The sequence below is a fragment of the Marinobacter sp. SS8-8 genome, from assembly GCF_030540945.1.
GTDB lineage: Bacteria > Pseudomonadota > Gammaproteobacteria > Pseudomonadales > Oleiphilaceae > Marinobacter.
The window spans coordinates 103749-121373 of the sequence record NZ_JASSVN010000006.1; the positions used below are offsets into that span (position 1 = coordinate 103749).

The following is a 17625-nucleotide window of genomic DNA, read 5'->3' on the forward strand; positions in this document are numbered from 1 at the left end:
GCCTCAGGAAATGGTGGCAAACACCCGGGTGCAGTTCCGGCCCTGGTGTTTGGCGCGGTAAAGGGCCTCATCAGCCCGCGCCAGCCACTCCAGGGGCGATTCTTTGGGCAGGAAGGTGGCCACTCCGCAACTGGTTGTTACCCGGATTTCTTTTTCGCCTCCGTCAATCCGAATCGCCGCAATGGCCTTGCGAACCCGTTCGGCCACGTCTTTGGCGTTCTGCTCGGCCGTGTGGGGCAGGAGAATGGCAAACTCCTCGCCGCCAAACCGGTAGACGCTGTCGGAGGTTCGCACGGCCTTTTCAAGTTCAGCGGCAGTAATCTGGAGAAGATGGTCGCCGACAACATGCCCGTGGGTGTCGTTGACGGCCTTGAAATGGTCCAGATCGCACAGGATGAGTGAGTAGGGCTCACTATGCCGTTCGGATAACAGGCTGGCACGATGCAAGGCGTCGTCCATTGCACGCTTGTTGGGGATGCCGGTCAGTGAGTCAGTCAGGGATGCCTGTTCTATGGCAATGTACTGGCAGGCATTCCGAATCGGGCAGATGGCGGCACTGAGAATCATCTCGACACCCTCAAGCTCCTGTTCGGAGAACCTCTGCCGGCGGTGCAATACCAGGGTTCCGTAATTCGTTCCCTCAAGCCCCAACCGGTATTCGCAACGGTGAGGACCGCCCATGCCGGTGGCATAGACGAAATCCTGGTTTCCGATTCTGTGACGGTAATTGAGCGTGTCGAAGGGCACAATCGCGCCCAGCTCGTCGCCCAGGATTGCAAGCTGCTGCTCCAGGGAAAGCGTGGTAGAGAGGCGACGGGTCAGCCTGGTGAGGACATCCGGGGCATTCGTCCAATCCTGATGAGCCTGGCGCAGCGCAGCCAGTTTCTGAGGCTGAGAATGGGAGCTGGACTTGTGGATTGATGGTATGTTTTTCACTACGGCTCACTCTGTCGCAGAAGTTTACAGTGTTCTAATTTTTATTTTTAGCAGAAACCATTCCTGAAGGATTAAAAACGAATAAAAACAGTTAGTAATGAGTGTATTCAAGGATGGAATTCAGGTAGTGAGGTCTGATGCGCATGTGATCGTCAAAAAAACGGCAGCGTTTTGCCGCCGATCCTTCAGCGCCTTAGCGAAATGTCAGAGAAGGGGATGGGGCTCAATAGTGCGTGTGGTAAACTCCTGCGCTTGTAATTGAGCTGTCTGCAGAAGTGAGCGACCAACTTTATGAGGTTTCAGGCCCCGGAAAGTCTATCCGAACAAATTGCCCAGCACCTTGGGCAGCGGATTATCACGCGAGATCTCAAACCCGGAGAACGCATTCAGGAACTGAAAGTGGCGGGGGACCTGAACGTCAGTCGTGGTTCGGTCCGCGAGGCGTTGCTCATTCTCGAAAGACGCCACCTGATAGAGATCTTTCCCCGCCGGGGAGCGGTGGTCTCAAGCCTGACTCCCGAAAGCGTTAACAGCCTGTATGATATCTACATTGATTTGTTGTGTATGCTCGGGCGCAAGGTCCTGGAGCGCTGGTCCGGTAAGGAGCTTGGCGGGGTAATGGGGCAGGTGCGTGAACTGCAGGCGGTAATTGACGCCCTGAATACCACCAGAGCAGACGCGGCCGAGCAGGTGATTGACGCCGGCTTCGGCGTGCTGCGCTATGCCTATGGTCTGGTTGAGAACCCGTTTCTTGAGGAAACCCTCGAGAATTTCCGCCCCGCTGTCAGTCGCACCTATTTCGTGGCACTTGAGCATTTCCGGGATGAAATCGGGGAAACGGCGACCTTCTTCCGGCAACTGGCAGACGCAGCAGTGAGCGACGATGCCGAGCGCCTGCTGGCAGTTATCGAGGCTTTCGGGGAACACCAGCGGCAGCAGGTGTTGACGATTCTCCGGCAGGAGGAGAGCGTCTGATATGCGTCTGAGGTCCATCAAACTGTCCGGCTTCAAATCGTTTGTCGATCCGACGACAGTGCCGTTTCCATCGAATATGACCGCCGTTGTCGGGCCTAACGGGTGCGGTAAATCCAACATTATTGACGCGGTCCGTTGGGTGATGGGCGAGAGTTCCGCGAAATACCTTCGTGGCGAGTCAATGACCGACGTGATCTTCAATGGTTCAAGCGCCCGGAAACCGGTGGGTCAGGCGTCGATCGAACTGGTGTTTGATAACAGCGACGGCTCCGCCCCCGGTGAATTTGTCCGGTTCAACGAAATTTCAGTTCGCCGCCGGGTGTCCCGTGAAGGTCAGTCCGAATATTTTCTGAACGGTTCCAGGTGTCGGCGCCGGGACATCACTGACCTGTTCCTCGGTACCGGTCTCGGGCCCCGCAGTTACGCCATCATTGAGCAAGGCATGATTTCCCGGCTGATTGAGGCAAAGCCCGAAGAGCTCCGGATCTACATTGAGGAAGCCGCCGGCATCTCCAAGTACAAGGAGCGTCGCCGGGAAACGGAAAACCGGATCCGCAGGACCCAGGAGAATCTGGAGCGCCTGACGGATCTGCGTGAAGAACTTGGACGCCAACTCCAGCATCTTGAACGCCAGGCCGCTGCAGCGGAAAAGTACAAGGCCTACAAGCAGGAAGAGCGCCAGAAAAAGGCCGAGCTGACGGTTCTCCGCTGGCAATCCCTGGACAACGACCTCCAGACCTGGCGGGGTAAAATCCGCAACACCGAACTGGAGCTGGAGAAGTATCTGACCGAGCGGGTCAGCCTGGAAACGTCGCTGGAATCCCTGCGAGACAGCCACCAGGATCGCACTGAACACTTCAATCGCGCCCAGGCCCGTTATTATGAGGCTGGCGCCGATATCGCCCGTATTGAACAAAGTCTCGAGCACCAAAGGGAGCGCAGCCGCCAGATGGCCGCGGAGCTTGATCAGGCCCTGGCGAACCAGCGCGAACTGGCCCGGGAACTGGAACAGGACCAGGATAAGCTGGCCGGTATCCAGGAAGAGCTGGACATGGTGGAGCCTGAACAGGAGGCGCTCACCATACGTTCCGAGGAATCCGGTGGGAAATTGCAGCAGGCCGAGGATGCCATGGGCGACTGGCAGCACAAATGGGAAGATTTCAGCGCCCGCTCCTCGGACGCTCGCCGCCAGGCCGAACTGGCCCAGTCCCGGATCCGTTCCCTCGAGGATGCCATCGAGCAATTGCTGAATCGCCAGCGCAAACTCCAGGACGAACAGGAAGTGCTGGAAGGCCAGATGGACCGGGCTGAGCTGGAAGAATTGCTGGAACAGCAAGGAACCCTGGAACTGCAACGGGAAGAGGCTGCCGAACGGATCGCCGGAATTCAGAATGAGCTCTATGAAGCCCGCCAGAGCCAGCGTGATGCCGAGCAATCCGTGTCTGAAGAGCGCCAGCGGGTTCAGAGCCTGCGGGCGTCACTGGAATCGCAGCAGGCGCTGCTGGATGAGCAGATGGGGTCCCAGGACGATGTCCTGCAAACCTGGCTGTCGGAGAATTCGTTGAGCGATATGCCCCGTGTTGCCAGCCAGTTGCAGATTGATGATGGCTGGGAGTTTGCGGTTGAGCAGGTGATCGGGCGGTTTACCCAGGGCTTGTGCCTGCCGGGCATCGATCAGCTCTCACCGGCCATGAAAGACGCGCCCAAGGGCCTGGCTCTGGTTGATTCCAGAGTGCCTGGCGGCAATATGACCGGTGGGCTGGCGGCAAAAGTGTCCGGTGTTCCGGCCGTTGCTGCTTTGCTGCGGGGTATTGATGCGATAGAGACTCTCTCCGATGCCATGGGCATGCGATCCGGGCTGCAGGATGGGCAGAGCCTGATTACTCCGGGAGGCGTCTGGGTTGCCAGGGACTGGGTGCTGATGCCGGATTCAGACGCCGGCCAGGTCGGTGTTATCGAAAGGCAGAAGAAAGTCACGGAACTGACCTCGCGACTGGCGGAGGCCGAGGAAACCCTGGAATCCGCCTGTAAGCACATGGACAGCCTCCAGGAGCGTGCCGAGCGGTCCGAATCGGCACGGGACGAAGCCCAGGCCCGTCTGAGCGAGGCCGACCGGGAACTGGGTGCCCTGTCCTCACGGGTCAGTGGGCTGCGCGCCCGCGCCGAACAGATTGACGCCCGGCTGCAGCGAATCCGGGAAGATATCTCGGATGTTGCGGGGAATCTTGAAGGCCAGCAGGAGAGCCTGCAGGCGGCCCGTGAGGAGTGGCAGCAGGCCCTGGCCGCCACCGAAGACAGCGACGAAGAAAAAGAGCGCCTGCTGGAGCAGCGGGACAGCCTCCGCGAGAACCTTGACCGGCTTCGTCAGGAAGCCCGGCACGACAGGGATCATGCCCACCAGTTGCAACTCCAGTTGCAGTCACTGCACAGCCAGCGCGAAGGCCTGCGGCAGACCATCGACCGGATGCAGATGCAGAAGGAGCGCATTGATGAGCGCCTGGAGATTCTGCGGGAATCCCGGGAGAGTGCCGAGGAGCCGATCGAAGATCTGCAGATGCAGCTCGAAGGCCTGCTGGACCGGCGTCTGGCAGAGGAAGAAAAGCTCGGCGCGGCCCGCGACGCGCTTGAGGAGATCGACAGGGAAGTGCGGGAAAAGGAGCAGGGCCGAAGCGGCACCGATCACCGAATCCAGGATGTCCGGTCCCGGCTGGAGAAGCTGAAAATGGAATCCCAGGCCCTCGAAATCCGTTCCGGCAATCACATCGACCAGCTCAGGGAGCTGGATGTTAAGCTGCAGGATATCCTGCCGCAGTTGCCGGAGGGAGCCAGCGAGGAAGACTGGGCGGAGGAGCTCGAACGGATCGGTAACCGGATACAGCGCCTTGGTGCCATCAACCTCGCGGCCATCGAGGAGTACCAGGTCCAGAGCGAACGGAAAAGCTACCTGGATTCCCAGCACGAAGACCTGATGGAAGCGCTGGAAACGCTGGATACCGCCATCCGCAAGATTGACCGGGAGACCCGGCAACGCTTCAAGGAAACCTTTGATCAGGTCAATGGCGGGCTCCAGGCTCTGTTTCCGAAGGTCTTCGGTGGCGGTAACGCCTATCTCGAGCTCACCGGCGAGGATCTGCTGGAGACCGGCGTGGCGATTATGGCGCGCCCTCCGGGCAAGAAGAACAGCACCATCCATCTGTTATCCGGCGGCGAAAAGGCGCTGACGGCCATCGCCCTGGTGTTCTCCATTTTCCAGCTTAACCCGGCCCCTTTCTGTATGCTGGATGAAGTGGACGCTCCGCTGGATGATGCCAACGTTGGCCGCTATGCCAATATGGTTAAAGAGATGTCGAAACAGGTCCAGTTCATCTACATTACCCACAATAAGATTGCCATGGAAATGGCCGACCAACTCATGGGTGTGACCATGCATGAGCCGGGCTGTTCGCGGCTGGTATCGGTGGATGTGGACGAGGCCGCAGCGCTGGCGGAGGCCTGAGGCCGACTGGCTACAAAGCCGGCAAGCATGACAAAACGGCCATCTGGCCCGGGTGTGCGTTGTATTCATTACGGGCTTTTCTTAGAGTAACAAGGTTACGGGATTTGCAAACAGGACAGCAGCACTATGTCACTTAGGGAATGGTTAATTGCCATCGGTACCCTGGTTATCATCGGCATTGTTATTGACGGAGTCCGCCGTATGCGGCGTGCCCGAAAGGAATCCATGGCGATTTCATCGGGGATGGGCGCAGATGAGCTCAGGGACTCGCCACTGGATGACGAATTCAATCCCGAGTTGCCAAACGGCGGCGCACGGACCATCTCCCGGGATACTCTTGAAGAACGTGGCTACGTCAAACGTGAGAAATCGAGCCGGTTCGGTTCGCCCAGGCCCAAACCGACCCGCCCCGTCACCGCTGCCAGTAACAAATCTCCGGAACAGGCCGCTGCCCCTGACCCCGGACACGATTTGTCCGACACCGATCCGGGCTATGGCCTGTCCAGCCACGAGCCCATCGACTGCGAGCCCGCCGGGATGGAGCCGGATTCCGGCTGGGGTGCCACGGAGGATGAGATTGAGCCGGAGGATGAAATCATCGGAGAGCCACGGGTAATCCGGTCAGAACAGCTTTCCGAACCGGACACCGCCGCAGGTGAGCCCGAAGCCGGACCTGACGACGCTGGGGCGGTGCCGCCGACCGTCACCACGGAAGTGGAAGAAGATACGGCCAGGCGCGAACCTTCCCGCCCCGACAGTGGCCAGCCTTTGGCGGGAGCCAATCGCCCGGAGGCCCGGGAAGTGGTGGTTATCAATGTGCTTGCCCGTAACGGCGAAGAGTTCAAGGGGCCGGCTCTGAAAAAGCTGTTTGAAGCCTGCGGTCTTGAGTATGGCGACATGGATATTTACCACCGCCATGAGCGGTCGGATACCACCAGTCCGGTCCAGTTCAGTGTCGCCAATGCCGTGGAGCCCGGCACGTTCAAATCTCGGGACATGCCGGCACTGGCGACTCCGGGCATCAGTTTCTTCATGAGTATGCCGGGGCCCTCCAACGCGTTACAGGCCTTTGGTTTCATGCTTGAGACCGCCCAATGCGTGGTTCGGAACCTGGGTGGGGAACTGAAGGATGAGCGCCGGAGTGTCATGACCCCCCAAACCATAGAGCACTGCCGCCAACGGATCCGGGAGTTTGAGCGCAAACAGCGCTCCCAGCGGACCTGAGGCCAGGCGAAACAAGACTGAGTAATGCCCGGTTTGATCCGGGCATTTTTTTGACAGACGAGAGTAGCAGTCCATGAGCAAAGCCACGCCCGAGACCATCCAGCGTGTTGAAGAACTCCGTTCGGTTATCGACGACCATAATTACTATTACTATGTCCTCGACGATCCCCGTATTCCGGATGCCGAGTACGACCGTCTGTTCCGGGAATTGCAGCGGCTGGAATCGGACTATCCGGAGCTTGCCTCGGACAATTCACCAACCTGCCGGGTTGGCAGTGCCGCGGAAACCCGTTTCGGCGAAGTGGTTCACCGGTTGCCCATGCTGTCTCTGGACAATGCATTCAGTGACGACGAGCTCCGGGATTTTGACCGGCGCGTGCGGGATCGGCTGGGCCTCAGCGAGGAGGTGGAATACGTCTGTGAGCCCAAGCTGGACGGGCTGGCAGTCAGCCTGCACTACGAAAATGGCTCGTTGACAACCGCCGCAACCCGTGGCGACGGCTATTCCGGTGAAGATATCACCGCCAACATCCGGACCATTCCGTCGGTTCCCCTCAAACTGCGAGGTGACGATGTGCCGGAGCTTGTCGAGGTGCGGGGCGAAGTCTACATGCCCAGGGACGGCTTCGAGCAGCTCAATCGCCGGCTTGCCGACCGCGGCGAGAAAACCTTTGTAAATCCCCGGAATGCGGCGGCTGGCAGCCTGAGACAGAAAAAATCCACGGTCACCGCCAGGCGTCCTCTGGACATGTGCGCCTACAGCGTGGCAGTTACGGATGAAAGCCTGCTTCCGGAGACCCAGTGGGAGGGTCTTCAGCGGGTCCGCAGCTGGGGGTTCCGGATCAACCCGGAGATGCGCAGGGCGCGGGGTGTGGACGAGTGTCTTGAGGCCTATAACGAACTGTTGGCAAAGCGCGACACCTTGCCCTACGAAATTGATGGCATTGTGTTCAAGGTCAACCGCCTGGATCAGCAGAAAGCGCTGGGATTTGTGTCCCGGGCGCCGCGCTGGGCCATCGCCCGAAAATTCCCGGCCCAGGAAGAGCTGACCGTCATTGAGGACGTTGAATTCCAGGTTGGCCGGACCGGCGCGGTAACCCCTGTGGCGCGGCTGAAGCCGGTATTTGTAGGCGGAGTAACAGTGAGTAATGCCACCCTGCATAACATGGACGAGATCCGCCGCCTCGACGTTCGCATTGGCGACACTGTGTTTATCCGCAGGGCGGGCGATGTGATTCCTCAAGTGGTTAAGGTCGTTACGGAAAAGAGGCCGGTAAAGGCCCGGCAGGTTGAGCTACCGGCAACCTGCCCGGTTTGTGGTTCCGATGTTATCCAGATTGAAGGGGAGGCCGTGGCCCGTTGCTCCGGTGGCCTGTTCTGCCCGGCCCAGCGCAAAGAAGCGATCCGGCACTACGCCTCCCGTAAGGCCCTCGATATCGAAGGGCTGGGGGACAAGTGGATCGATGTCCTGGTTGATCGGGGCATGATTGAGACCGTTGCGGACCTGTATCACCTGAGTGCCGACGATCTGATGCGCCTGGAACGGATGGGTGAGAAATCTGCCTCGAATCTGGTGGATGCCATCGACCGCGCCAGAAACCCTGTACTCTGGCGGTTCCTCTATGCGCTCGGAATCCGGGAGGTCGGAGAGGCCACGGCAAAAGCCCTGGCTTCCCATTTTGGAACCCTGGAAGCCATTGCCGCCGCAGACGAGGAAACCCTGCAAACGGTCCCGGATGTCGGTCCCATTGTGGCGGGGCATATCCGGAGTTTCTTTGAACAGACCCACAACCGGGAAACCCTGGATGCGCTCCGGGAAGCGGGCGTGAGCTGGCAGGAAGAACCGATACAGCAGGGCGGTCAGCCCCTCAAGGGCCAGACCTGGGTGCTGACGGGAACGCTCTCGGAAATGACCCGGGATGAGGCCAGGGAAAAACTGGAGTCCCTTGGCGCCAGGGTGGCCGGGAGCGTATCCAGGAAAACGGCTTGTGTTGTGGCCGGTGAAGCCGCCGGCTCCAAACTGGCCAGGGCCGAGCAACTGGACGTGCCGGTTCTGGATGAAGCGGGTTTGCGGGCGTTGTTGAAAGAACATGGCCTGGAGCCGGGCTGACTGAATCTGAGAACTCGCGCAGATCCCCTGCAGATCAAATTGGCTACCATGGTGCTGTTCTGTAACGGTGTGTAAATCGCCCGGTGTGACATCGGGCGTCGCAGCCATAACAACAACAGTTTAAACGGATTTTTTCATGGGCGCCGATTATTACTCCCGCAGTCACCCTGTCTCTCGCATGGCCATCCTTGGCCTGTTTTTTTTGGGGCTCTCCGCCTGTAAAACCGAGAAAGACGCCGATCAACCCACGATTCTGGGTGTCCCCCCGGTGTCTGCCTATCTGGGCGTGGAGTATTCCTACAACTTTGGCGCCTACGGGGGAGAGGGTATACTTGATTACTCCCTGACCAACGCGCCTTCCTGGCTGGCCCTGGAAGACATCAGCAACAAGGCCCGGCAGGGTATTATCCTGCGGGGCGTTCCGGGTTTAACGGGGGGCAACCGGGGTGAGGCGGATCTTGGCAAGACCGAAGGCATCAATCTGGTGACAACAGACGGGCAGATGTCAGGCGTTCAGCCCTTTGAGGTTGATGTTAAGTACAACGTGATGTCCCTGGAATCTGAGCCCTTTGCCGAAGGTGAAAGCCCCGAAATCCCGGGAAGCAACCGGGAACAGTGTGCCTTGCCGGACCTGGAAGCAGAGGGCGAACACAGTTTTACGGTCAACCTGTATAACGATGATGGTTCTGTGTCCGGCACCCGCGAGCTGACTCTGCCAACACGCAGGGTCTTCGTGAAGGTGAATCTGGACCAACCTTCCGTGACCCGGGTTGCAGTTGCCTTTGAGTTACAGTCGGATTACGACGCGACCAGTTGCGATGCCGGCTTTTCGCCACCGCACCAGAATTGCGAGCAGAGTAATTCCAATGTGGGCGATGCCACTCCGGGCAAGGATATTGTCGGGCTTGGAAGCAACAGCCCCATGCCGCGGGACGAGTCCGGAGAAAATGAGCTTAGCTACATCGACTATGAACTGGATGAAGAGGGTTTCTATACCCGTGGCGTCATCACGCTCGAGCCCGGCATTACCGAGTGTTATCTTCCCCTGGAGGTTGTTGACGACAGCTTTCCCGAACCTGCAGAGTCACTCAGGCTGGCATTGACCGAGGTGCGCTCTGGTCTGGCGGGCCTGGGCAGTGGCAACGGAGGCGTGGTTTCCAATCTGTCAATTCAGGACAATGAGCCGGTTCTTTCGATTGAGACTGTCCAAGGTGGCTCCCGGGATACCCTGAATGTTGGCGATGTGCGGGAGTACCTGGCCAGACTCGCGGATAAGCCCGACCGGGATATTTTCGCCAGACTGACCCATACCGCGGGCTCGACAGCCAGGCTTGGTACTGAATTTGTGATTGAGCGTCAGGAAGACGGTAACTGGGTTGAAAACGATGAACTGGTGTTTCCGAAAGGGACGGACGAAGTGCCGTTCCGGATCCGCGTTCCCGCAGCCGGCTATACAAACTCCGCGTTCAGTGACCGGTTCATACTGCTGGGAGTCAACCAGGACTTTCAGGCCGGCAGGGAGGATTATGCCCGGGGTGAAAGCGACAACCTGATCCGGGTCAGTCTCAACGAACTGACAACACCGCTCGTCCTGAATGGGGCTGGCGGGTTTGTGGCCACGGATATGGCCGTGGGGCACGACGGCCGAGTGTTTGTTTCCGGCTATGATGACCAGGACAATGACCGGGTGCAGGTAAGGATTTTTGACCAGCGGGGCAGCCTGCTGCAGCAGGTGGCGGTGTCTGCCGCCGTCGACAGCCTGGTAACACCGAATCCGGTGATTGACGTCGTTCAGCGTAAGGTTACCCAGGGCAACATCAAAGTCGACCGTTTCGAATTTGTTGTTTCCTACAGTACCGACCAGCCGGTTGCAGGGACAAGCGCGCTCGGGGCAGAGGACATCGTGACATCTCTTTACGGGTTTGATGTTGCCAGCAACGGTGGCGAGTATGTATCGTCCTGGCGCATCCGCACAGGCACCGCTGCAGAAGATCAAATCCGGTGGGCCGGAATCAGCAGGGACACCGGTTATGTGCTGCTGGCGGGCGAAACCAATGGCGTTTTTGATGGCCAGCAGGGATCGGGTGGCCGTGACAGTTTCCTCCAGCGGATCGACACCGAGCTTGACGGCAACAGCCAGCTTCCTGCCGTGGCCTGGACCCGGCAGGCCGGATCCGCAGCCGACGACACGGTTGCCGGGGGTAGTGCCGATTCAGTGATGCCGCTGCTGTTCGGCTCCGCTGCCGGATCGGTGAAAGGAACTCCGGTTATCGGAGGTGTTGATGCCTTCTTCTACAATATCTCCGGTGCGGACGCTGAACTCAATGTGTACCAGGTTGGCACCGAAGGCGACGAGGTCGTTTCCGGTGGGCTGTTTTTTGCCGGCGCCCTGTGGATGATCGGTAGCAGTGATGGTCTTTACTCGGTTCTGGAACGGGAAGACGAGGATCCCGCTCTTGAAAGGGCTCCACTGTCCAGCACGGCCGGTTTCCTGCTTGGTTACTCCTCCGCCGGTAACCCGGGCAGGGCGTTTTCCCTCAATGATGAGAATGATCAGGCGAACGTGCAGCTCTCGGGACTTAGCGGGTTTGATGGCGACATGGTCGTTGCCGGTTACACCGATGGCGATTTTGCCAATGGTGGCGTTGTTTCCGGCACCACTCAGGGCATTTTGGCCCGGGTATCGCTGGTTCGGGAGGCAGATAGTGACACCGAAGACACGACCTTCAGGAATAACTGGCGTTACCAGCTTGATGAGGACAACTCGGAAATTCTCGACCTTGAAAATTTCCGGGACGATGAGGTGGTTGCCCTGGCCCGGGTGGGGAACGACTGGCTCGTGTTGTTGTTCAGCCCTGAAGGCGAACTCCTGACACCGCTGAACTAGCCGGGCGGGAGCTAGACGATTCCCTCGTGCCGGCCGGCGTTGGCGTACAGGCGAAGGTAGTCGGTGCTGGTGACGATACCGGCGGCTGCGCCCTTGGCGTTGACGACCAGGGCTGCATTCAGTTGGTGGGCGAGCATCAGTCTCGCAAGCTGATGGGCGTCGGTCTCCGGTGACGCGGTGAGGAACGCAGGAAGTTCGATATGCACCAGGCTCTCGCTCATGGCGCTGGCTTCCCGCTCGTAGAGCCAGCCAAGCAGCCAGCGAAGATCCACAAGGCCGGCAACGTTGTCTCCCGACGTAATCACCAGGTGGTTGACCTGGTGCTCATCCATCACCGATAACGCCTCGGAAACGGTTGCAGTAGCGGGCACCGAATAGAGCGTTGGAGAAGAAATCCTCGAGACCGGAAGGTAAGGGCGCTCTTCCCGCTGTTCTCCGGCGGCAGCGCCATATTCCTCAAGGGCCCGGTGCCGGCCTGCATTGGCGGCGCGCTGTAACTCCGAATCCGTTGCCTCACTTCGGCCTGGATTAATGGCCCTGGTTTCTGTCAGCTCGGTGACATCATCCACGCGCCGGGCCCGGAATGCTTCCGGTAGACGGGTTCCGACCGGCCGGCCGGGTTCGCTGACAAAAATGGACATGTGGTTCTCCCTGACAACGCCTTGCCATAACCGGTTATCGGCAGTCAGCCCGATATCTTCAGGCCAGGTTTATTACGAAATTGCCATAGCCGTCTGGTACAGGCGTCGGGTTTCCAGGCGCCGCGCGAGCTTCGCCGGCAGACACGCGGGCTGTTCGGTCAGTCGGTCGGCCAGGTATTCGGCCAGCACAGGGGCGTAGGTTAAACCTTTGCTGCCAAGGCCTGTCAACAAAAACAGGCCCTCTAGTTCATTGTCCTGTCCATTAAAAACCGGGCCGGCCACGGGCTGATAATCGTGGGTTGTGCAGCGAAAGGCGACCCGGCCATCCAGGTTGGAGACGTCCAGTTTTTCGGCATCTTTTCGCTTCAGAATGGCTGGCAACATCGCCGTGAGCTCACGAATATTTTCCTGATGGCTCTCGCTGGTGGTTAAAGGGTTTGCATTATGCAGGTCAAAGGTGGCTCCGGTTACGGCGATTTGCCCCAAGGCAGGGTTCATGTATCGGTTGCCACAAATGACCACCCGCGGATTTCGGAGGCCAGTCTTCGGCAGGTGCGTTACCTGGCCCCGGATGCTTTTAAGCCGGAATTTCCCCTTGACCGGAATAAGTCCGGCACTGTGGTGTCCTGCACAGATCACCACGCGGTCGGCAACGATGGTTGCTCCGTGCGCCCCCGATAGCTGCCATTTCCCATCGCAGGGCCGCAACCGGTTCACATGCACACCCCAGGCATGGGTTATCGTCGGATGGTCAGCCAGCGCCTGGCACAGCCTCTTTGGCTCGAGCCAGCCATTGCCGGGGAACCAGAGGCCTCCAGATTCCGTGGGTACACCGGAAAGCTCGCGGGCCTGCTCCCTGTTCACCGGATACAGAACCTCCCGTGGGTATAGGTTGCGCTGCAGGAACCGGTGCTGCCGGTCTGCTTCCCGGGCGGTTTGGGCGATCTGGAGCAGGCCAGTCGGGTGCCAGTATTCTCCGCGCCAGGTTTCGTAGAAGCGCTGGGCATAGGTCAGCGCCTGTAACGCCAGTTCGGTCTGATCATTGAATTCGACGCCAAGCTTCACGTACATGGCGCCCTGAACATTGCCCGAGGCCTCGGTGCCGGGCCCGTTGGCAGAATCAATCAGGGTAACCGGGAACCCCCGTCCGGCCAGGTTTCTAGCCAGGGTGCACCCCGCAATACCCGCTCCGATGATTGCAATGGAACCTGGCCTGTGCGCCGCCGTTTGCCCGTCTGCCGGTAACACGCCCCGGAGCATATCCCGCTTACGACCAAAGCCGGGCGTCTTCTGCACGTCGAATCCGGCCGCCGCCAGGGCGCGCCGCACCCTGCCAACGGCGGTAAAGGTTGCCAGGGTGGTGCCGGGCTTGCTGTGGGCGCGGACCTGGTCAATCGTTTCGTCCAGCCACATGGATGGATTGCGTGCGGGAGCAAAGCCGTCCATGAACCAGGCGTCGGCAAGAAAATCCAGAGATTGCCAGGCATCGGCGATATCGCCGAAATAGAGGGTGAGACGGACCCGCCCCTCTGCCAGTATCAGGCGGTGGACGCCCCGCACCAGTGGCGGGTATTTATGAATGAGCTCCCGAGCCAGGGGCTGCAACTCCGGCCACAGTGCCAGCGCGCGGATGAGATCCTCCCGGATCAGGGGGAATCGTTCGACTGATACAAAGTGGAGGGTTGCCTGATGCGCCGGGCCGTGATTCTGCCAGGCCTGCCACGCTGCCAGAAAATTCAGGCCGGTCCCGAACCCGTTCTCTGCGATAACAAAGTGGCCGCCCTGGGCAACACTGGCAAACCGCTCCGGCACATTGTTGTGCCAAAGAAACACATGGCGCGTTTCCTCCAGCCCGTTATTACGGTCGAAGTAGACATCACCAAACCTGGCAGATTCAGGCACACCCTCTCGCCAGACCAGTTCTGCGGGCTCGATTCCGGGAGGCAGCATTGATGGGCTCATGGTGTCAGTCGGCAGTATCCAGCACGGTTACCTTCTCAATGATCACTGTTTCAACCGGAACATCGGCCATGCCCCGCTTCCGGGTTGTCTGCTTGCGGGCGATAGCATCAACAGCGCCCATGCCCTCGGTGACCTTGCCGAAGACGGCATAGCCAGGGCCACGGACGCCGGCATTGAGGAAATCGTTGTCTGACAGGTTGATGAAGAACTGTGACGTGGCCGAATCCGGAGAGCTGGTTCGGGCCATGGCAATGGTTCCACGGAGGTTGGGAAGTGTGGATCTGGCTTCGTTCCTGATGGGCTCGCGGGTCGGTTTACGGGAGAGGTCTTCGGTAAACCCGCCACCCTGGATCATGAAGCCGGGAATGACCCGATGAAAGATGGTGCCGTCGAAGAATCCGGCCCGTGCGTACTCCAGAAAATTGGCAACGGTTGCCGGGGCAACGTCCGGACGGAGCTGCAGTTCAAGGGCACCTTCGCTGGTCACCATCCGGACTTTTGGAAGCGGTTCATCGGCTGATTGGCTACTGCTCTGGGCCAGCGTAGTGCCCGCAGGCAAAAGCAAAGAGAGAAGCATCAACAGTACGTGAGTCACACTTTTCAAGGGTTTTACCTGATTTGTCATTTTCGGCCGCTCTGTGTGTTATTCGCAGGGGCTTTTCCTGCGACAATTCAATGAATTCTGTTTTCCAGTGTGTGATCTTAGCAGAACGTGATTGTAAAACGGGGACTGTATCCACGCACATTGGATTGTGATCAGCTAACCTTTTCAGATGCAGGAATGACTGCACCACATTCACCGGGCAGGGTTGTACGGTTTTCACTGATGAATAAGGAGAAACTGGGTGAGAATCCGCCAGGGATTTGAAGAAAAGTCACGCCTTGGGCGATTGCTTGTCAATCGCGGGTATCTGTCTGAAGGCCAGTTGGATGAAGGCCTGAGAATTCAGCGCGAAACCGGTCAACGCCTCGGTGAAGTGCTTATTCAGACCGGTCGGATCACGGAAAAGGAACTTTACCGGGTTCTCAAGCACCAGTCCCGCTATCGTAACGCGGCGGCCCTGGTGACCATGGTTACGCTTCCGTTCCAGCCACTGGTGACGTTTGCGGCCAGCAACACTGCAGGTGCTGCTACCCAGTCGGCGTTGGAGGCTGGTGAACTCTATGAGAGAGGGAGTCTTGCGCCGCTGACCGAAACCGAACTGGCGGCGGTATCGGGGCAGGGTGATCCTACCTTGTTGGGGCGGATCGGACGGATCGGGGCGATGGCGGAGAATCCGGCCGGTGTTGATCGCGATGAAGAAGGAGGAAGCCCGGCGGCGAACGTTATTGAAGGGATAAAACTAACGGCAAATATCTTCGTGCCGGTTCTGAATTTCCTGGATTCTGACCTTACCATTTCCGGCGTTCACTACCGGGAGGGCGAGCCCCGCTATGCGGTTCGGGAAGACGGGGCGCTGATGCTGGCTTTTCCGGAGCGCATTGAAGAAATCCGCTTGGATAATATCCGTGTTACCGGAGGCCAGGGCGCATCAATGGGCAATGTAACCATCCAGGATATCCGGTTCCACCCGGATTCCCGGATGACCATTTACACCCGATAGCAACGGTTAGAAGTCACGACCAGCGCGGTTTTCAGGCGCTTGCGAGCACTGTCCGGCTTGAGACTGCCGTTTGCTCACCACGTGCTCCGTAGAGTGTCTGCTGGCCGTTGGCGCCCCGGAAAATGTCGGTCAGCCGTGTCAGGCGTTTTTGCAGATGGGTGATCACCCGGCCGTTGTTCTGGTTCAGGGTCTGGCAGGCTCGCAGTTTCTGGTCCGCTTCCTGCCAGAGCTGATAGAGCTCAGAAAGGCCCGCACTGAGAATAAAACGGGAGGGTTCTCCGCTCTCGGGGCGATAGCCCATCTGAACCAGTGTCCGGATTTTCTGCTTTGCCCGCTCACGAATGGCCCCGAGAAGATCGTTTTTCTCTCTGGTCAATTCGTTCAGAGCCTGGAGATCGGATGTGGCAAGGCAGTTTTTTTCCCTGCCGAGGATGTCAGCGAGTGCGTCCAGTTGGCTGACATCCTGGGATAGAAGTGTCTTCAGATCATCGATTGCTGCCATGATTTACTCACCCAAAAATGCTTTTATCCATCTCCAGCATTTTCTGGGCCAGTTTTTCGGCGTCAATTTTGTAGGTTCCGTTTTCGAGAGCGGAACGGATCTGCTCAATACGGTCATCATCCATCTCAGGATAATCACCCAGCTTCTGTTCCAGTTGTTTGAGATTCCTGGCCTGACTGCTCAGGCTTACGTTTTCACCCCGGGCTCCCAGGGTCTGGGTTTTTGCCTGCTCGTTGGTCGCCGGCTGGCTGCTCTGAGCACCAGCGCCCTTGTCGACCGTGGTTCTCTGAGTGTTGACCTGGCCGGGGCCAATTCCATTGAAGTCAACTGACATATCGATACCTGCTTGCCTGATGCGCCAACCATTTGCGACGCTTACTCGAGTTTATGTCTTCTTAACGGCGGAACCGCAGAAACCTTTAGAAACTTTTTGCTACTGTCACCGGGCCCGGCAGAATCTTGCCGGGTCCGGCAAAGTGCTGCCGAGGCGCGGCTACATCGGAATCTCAACACGGCCGGGGGCGACAACGTTTGCCTTTACCGTACGTGAGGAACTCAGATTCTCGACCAGAACCTGCTCTCCTATGCCTGCGCTGGCCAGAGCCTTACCGCGGGAACGCACCGAAAATCCGCCGGTTCTGGCCGTGATGATAACATGATCCCCACGCTCTATCGCATCCGGGGCAGAGAGCATATCCGGCGTGATCAAAGAACCGGCATTTATGGATCGCCGAACCTCCATTCCTACCGCTTGTCCGGTTTCGGTTATCGTTCCGCGTCTTGAGGCATTGATCTCCACGGACTGGTGCGTCACGAGATCTGGGGTAATCCGCTCACCGCGAGTCAGGGGGCGGGTTGCAATCAGGGCGGACCCATGGATTGAGACGGAGGCCGTAACGAACATTCGCCAGGGGCGGTTTCCGTCACAGGCTATCAGCAGGGACGGGCTTGTACTCTTCCAGGGGTCGCCGCTGAACTCGACGCTCAGGGGGCGTCCGCATTCGGCGAGGGCGAGGCGGTTATCGATGGACTCGGGCTCAAAGGAAACCGTATAGCCCATACTGGTCTGTTTGTTGGCAAAGTCGCCCAGAAACGTCAGGGCGGCCTGCCGGATCTGTTCGGCAGTGGTTTGAGCCAGCAACGGGCCGCTCAGGCTGGACATTAGCAGGAGTAGGGCAAAATTGGTGGTGCGCATATGTATGAGTTTGTCCTATGCTGTCAATGTCAGGGCAGAAAAACCCGAACAATGCTAAGGGTTCTGGGAAAGTGGCCGTTAAGTTGGCTGACC

Annotated in this window: 13 protein-coding genes; 6 read left to right on the plus strand and 7 right to left on the minus strand. The window is 58.7% G+C overall.

Annotated elements, in window-relative coordinates; translation table 11 throughout:
- Window positions 1-3 precede the first annotated feature (3 nt).
- Entirely contained in the window at window positions 4-936 is a 933-nt protein-coding gene (locus tag QPL96_RS08325; protein ID WP_303286929.1) for a GGDEF domain-containing protein, read from the minus strand.
- Window positions 937-1227: 291 nt separating this feature from the next.
- Here QPL96_RS08325 and QPL96_RS08330 point away from each other — a divergent pair, with 291 nt between their 5' ends.
- From QPL96_RS08330 to QPL96_RS08350, 5 genes are all read left to right on the plus strand, one after another.
- Complete coding sequence (locus QPL96_RS08330; RefSeq protein ID WP_303286930.1) at window positions 1228-1911, plus strand: GntR family transcriptional regulator; 684 nt, start codon at window positions 1228-1230, stop codon at window positions 1909-1911.
- A gap of 1 nt (window position 1912) precedes the next feature.
- Complete coding sequence (gene smc, locus QPL96_RS08335; protein WP_303286931.1) at window positions 1913-5407, plus strand: chromosome segregation protein SMC; 3495 nt, start codon at window positions 1913-1915, stop codon at window positions 5405-5407.
- A gap of 126 nt (window positions 5408-5533) precedes the next feature.
- Window positions 5534-6631 carry a cell division protein ZipA gene (gene zipA, locus QPL96_RS08340; protein ID WP_303286932.1) on the plus strand — a complete coding sequence of 366 codons (1098 nt, stop codon included), beginning with the start codon at window positions 5534-5536 and terminating at the stop codon, window positions 6629-6631.
- A gap of 73 nt (window positions 6632-6704) precedes the next feature.
- Window positions 6705-8741, plus strand: coding sequence for an NAD-dependent DNA ligase LigA (gene ligA, locus QPL96_RS08345; RefSeq protein ID WP_303286933.1), 2037 nt, complete (start codon window positions 6705-6707; stop codon window positions 8739-8741).
- Between the two features lie 136 nt (window positions 8742-8877).
- Window positions 8878-11628, plus strand: coding sequence for a hypothetical protein (locus tag QPL96_RS08350; protein WP_303286934.1), 2751 nt, complete (start codon window positions 8878-8880; stop codon window positions 11626-11628).
- Window positions 11629-11639: 11 nt separating this feature from the next.
- Here the strand turns inward: QPL96_RS08350 and QPL96_RS08355 are convergent, their stop codons facing one another.
- The 3 genes from QPL96_RS08355 to QPL96_RS08365 all read right to left on the minus strand — a co-directional run bounded on the left by QPL96_RS08355 (window position 11640) and on the right by QPL96_RS08365 (window position 14856).
- Window positions 11640-12269, minus strand: coding sequence for an HPP family protein (locus tag QPL96_RS08355; protein WP_303286935.1), 630 nt, complete (start codon window positions 12267-12269; stop codon window positions 11640-11642).
- A 72-nt stretch (window positions 12270-12341) separates the two neighbouring features.
- Window positions 12342-14231 (minus strand): bifunctional tRNA (5-methylaminomethyl-2-thiouridine)(34)-methyltransferase MnmD/FAD-dependent 5-carboxymethylaminomethyl-2-thiouridine(34) oxidoreductase MnmC, encoded by a 1890-nt coding sequence (gene mnmC / locus QPL96_RS08360; protein WP_368388908.1) that lies wholly within the window; start codon window positions 14229-14231, stop codon window positions 12342-12344.
- A 4-nt stretch (window positions 14232-14235) separates the two neighbouring features.
- Window positions 14236-14856: a peptidylprolyl isomerase gene (locus QPL96_RS08365; RefSeq protein ID WP_303286937.1), complete on the minus strand. Its 621-nt coding sequence runs from the start codon at window positions 14854-14856 to the stop codon at window positions 14236-14238.
- Between the two features lie 220 nt (window positions 14857-15076).
- Between QPL96_RS08365 and QPL96_RS08370 the strand changes: the two genes are divergently transcribed.
- Window positions 15077-15835, plus strand: coding sequence for a pilus assembly protein PilB (locus QPL96_RS08370; protein ID WP_303286938.1), 759 nt, complete (start codon window positions 15077-15079; stop codon window positions 15833-15835).
- 31 nt (window positions 15836-15866) lie between these two features.
- Here QPL96_RS08370 and QPL96_RS08375 read toward each other — a convergent pair whose 3' ends face one another.
- From QPL96_RS08375 to flgA, 3 genes are all read right to left on the minus strand, one after another.
- Complete coding sequence (locus tag QPL96_RS08375; RefSeq protein WP_303286939.1) at window positions 15867-16337, minus strand: flagella synthesis protein FlgN; 471 nt, start codon at window positions 16335-16337, stop codon at window positions 15867-15869.
- 7 nt (window positions 16338-16344) lie between these two features.
- Entirely contained in the window at window positions 16345-16671 is a 327-nt protein-coding gene (flgM, locus tag QPL96_RS08380) for a flagellar biosynthesis anti-sigma factor FlgM (RefSeq protein ID WP_303286940.1), read from the minus strand.
- A 159-nt stretch (window positions 16672-16830) separates the two neighbouring features.
- Entirely contained in the window at window positions 16831-17532 is a 702-nt protein-coding gene (gene flgA, locus QPL96_RS08385) for a flagellar basal body P-ring formation chaperone FlgA (protein ID WP_303286941.1), read from the minus strand.
- Window positions 17533-17625: the final 93 nt, after the last annotated feature.

Bases quoted from the DNA above. Each gene is read 5' to 3' on its own strand.
- zipA (WP_303286932.1), top strand. From the start codon at position 5,534: ATGTCACTTAGGGAATGGTTAATTGCCATCGGTACCCTGGTTATCATC.
- QPL96_RS08375 (WP_303286939.1), bottom strand. From the start codon at position 16,337: ATGGCAGCAATCGATGATCTGAAGACACTTCTATCCCAGGATGTCAGC.
- QPL96_RS08350 (WP_303286934.1), top strand. From the start codon at position 8,878: ATGGGCGCCGATTATTACTCCCGCAGTCACCCTGTCTCTCGCATGGCC.
- ligA (WP_303286933.1), top strand. From the start codon at position 6,705: ATGAGCAAAGCCACGCCCGAGACCATCCAGCGTGTTGAAGAACTCCGT.
- QPL96_RS08355 (WP_303286935.1), bottom strand. From the start codon at position 12,269: ATGTCCATTTTTGTCAGCGAACCCGGCCGGCCGGTCGGAACCCGTCTA.
- mnmC (WP_368388908.1), bottom strand. From the start codon at position 14,231: ATGAGCCCATCAATGCTGCCTCCCGGAATCGAGCCCGCAGAACTGGTC.
- flgM (WP_303286940.1), bottom strand. From the start codon at position 16,671: ATGTCAGTTGACTTCAATGGAATTGGCCCCGGCCAGGTCAACACTCAG.
- smc (WP_303286931.1), top strand. From the start codon at position 1,913: ATGCGTCTGAGGTCCATCAAACTGTCCGGCTTCAAATCGTTTGTCGAT.
- flgA (WP_303286941.1), bottom strand. From the start codon at position 17,532: ATGCGCACCACCAATTTTGCCCTACTCCTGCTAATGTCCAGCCTGAGC.
- QPL96_RS08365 (WP_303286937.1), bottom strand. From the start codon at position 14,856: ATGACAAATCAGGTAAAACCCTTGAAAAGTGTGACTCACGTACTGTTG.
- QPL96_RS08330 (WP_303286930.1), top strand. From the start codon at position 1,228: ATGAGGTTTCAGGCCCCGGAAAGTCTATCCGAACAAATTGCCCAGCAC.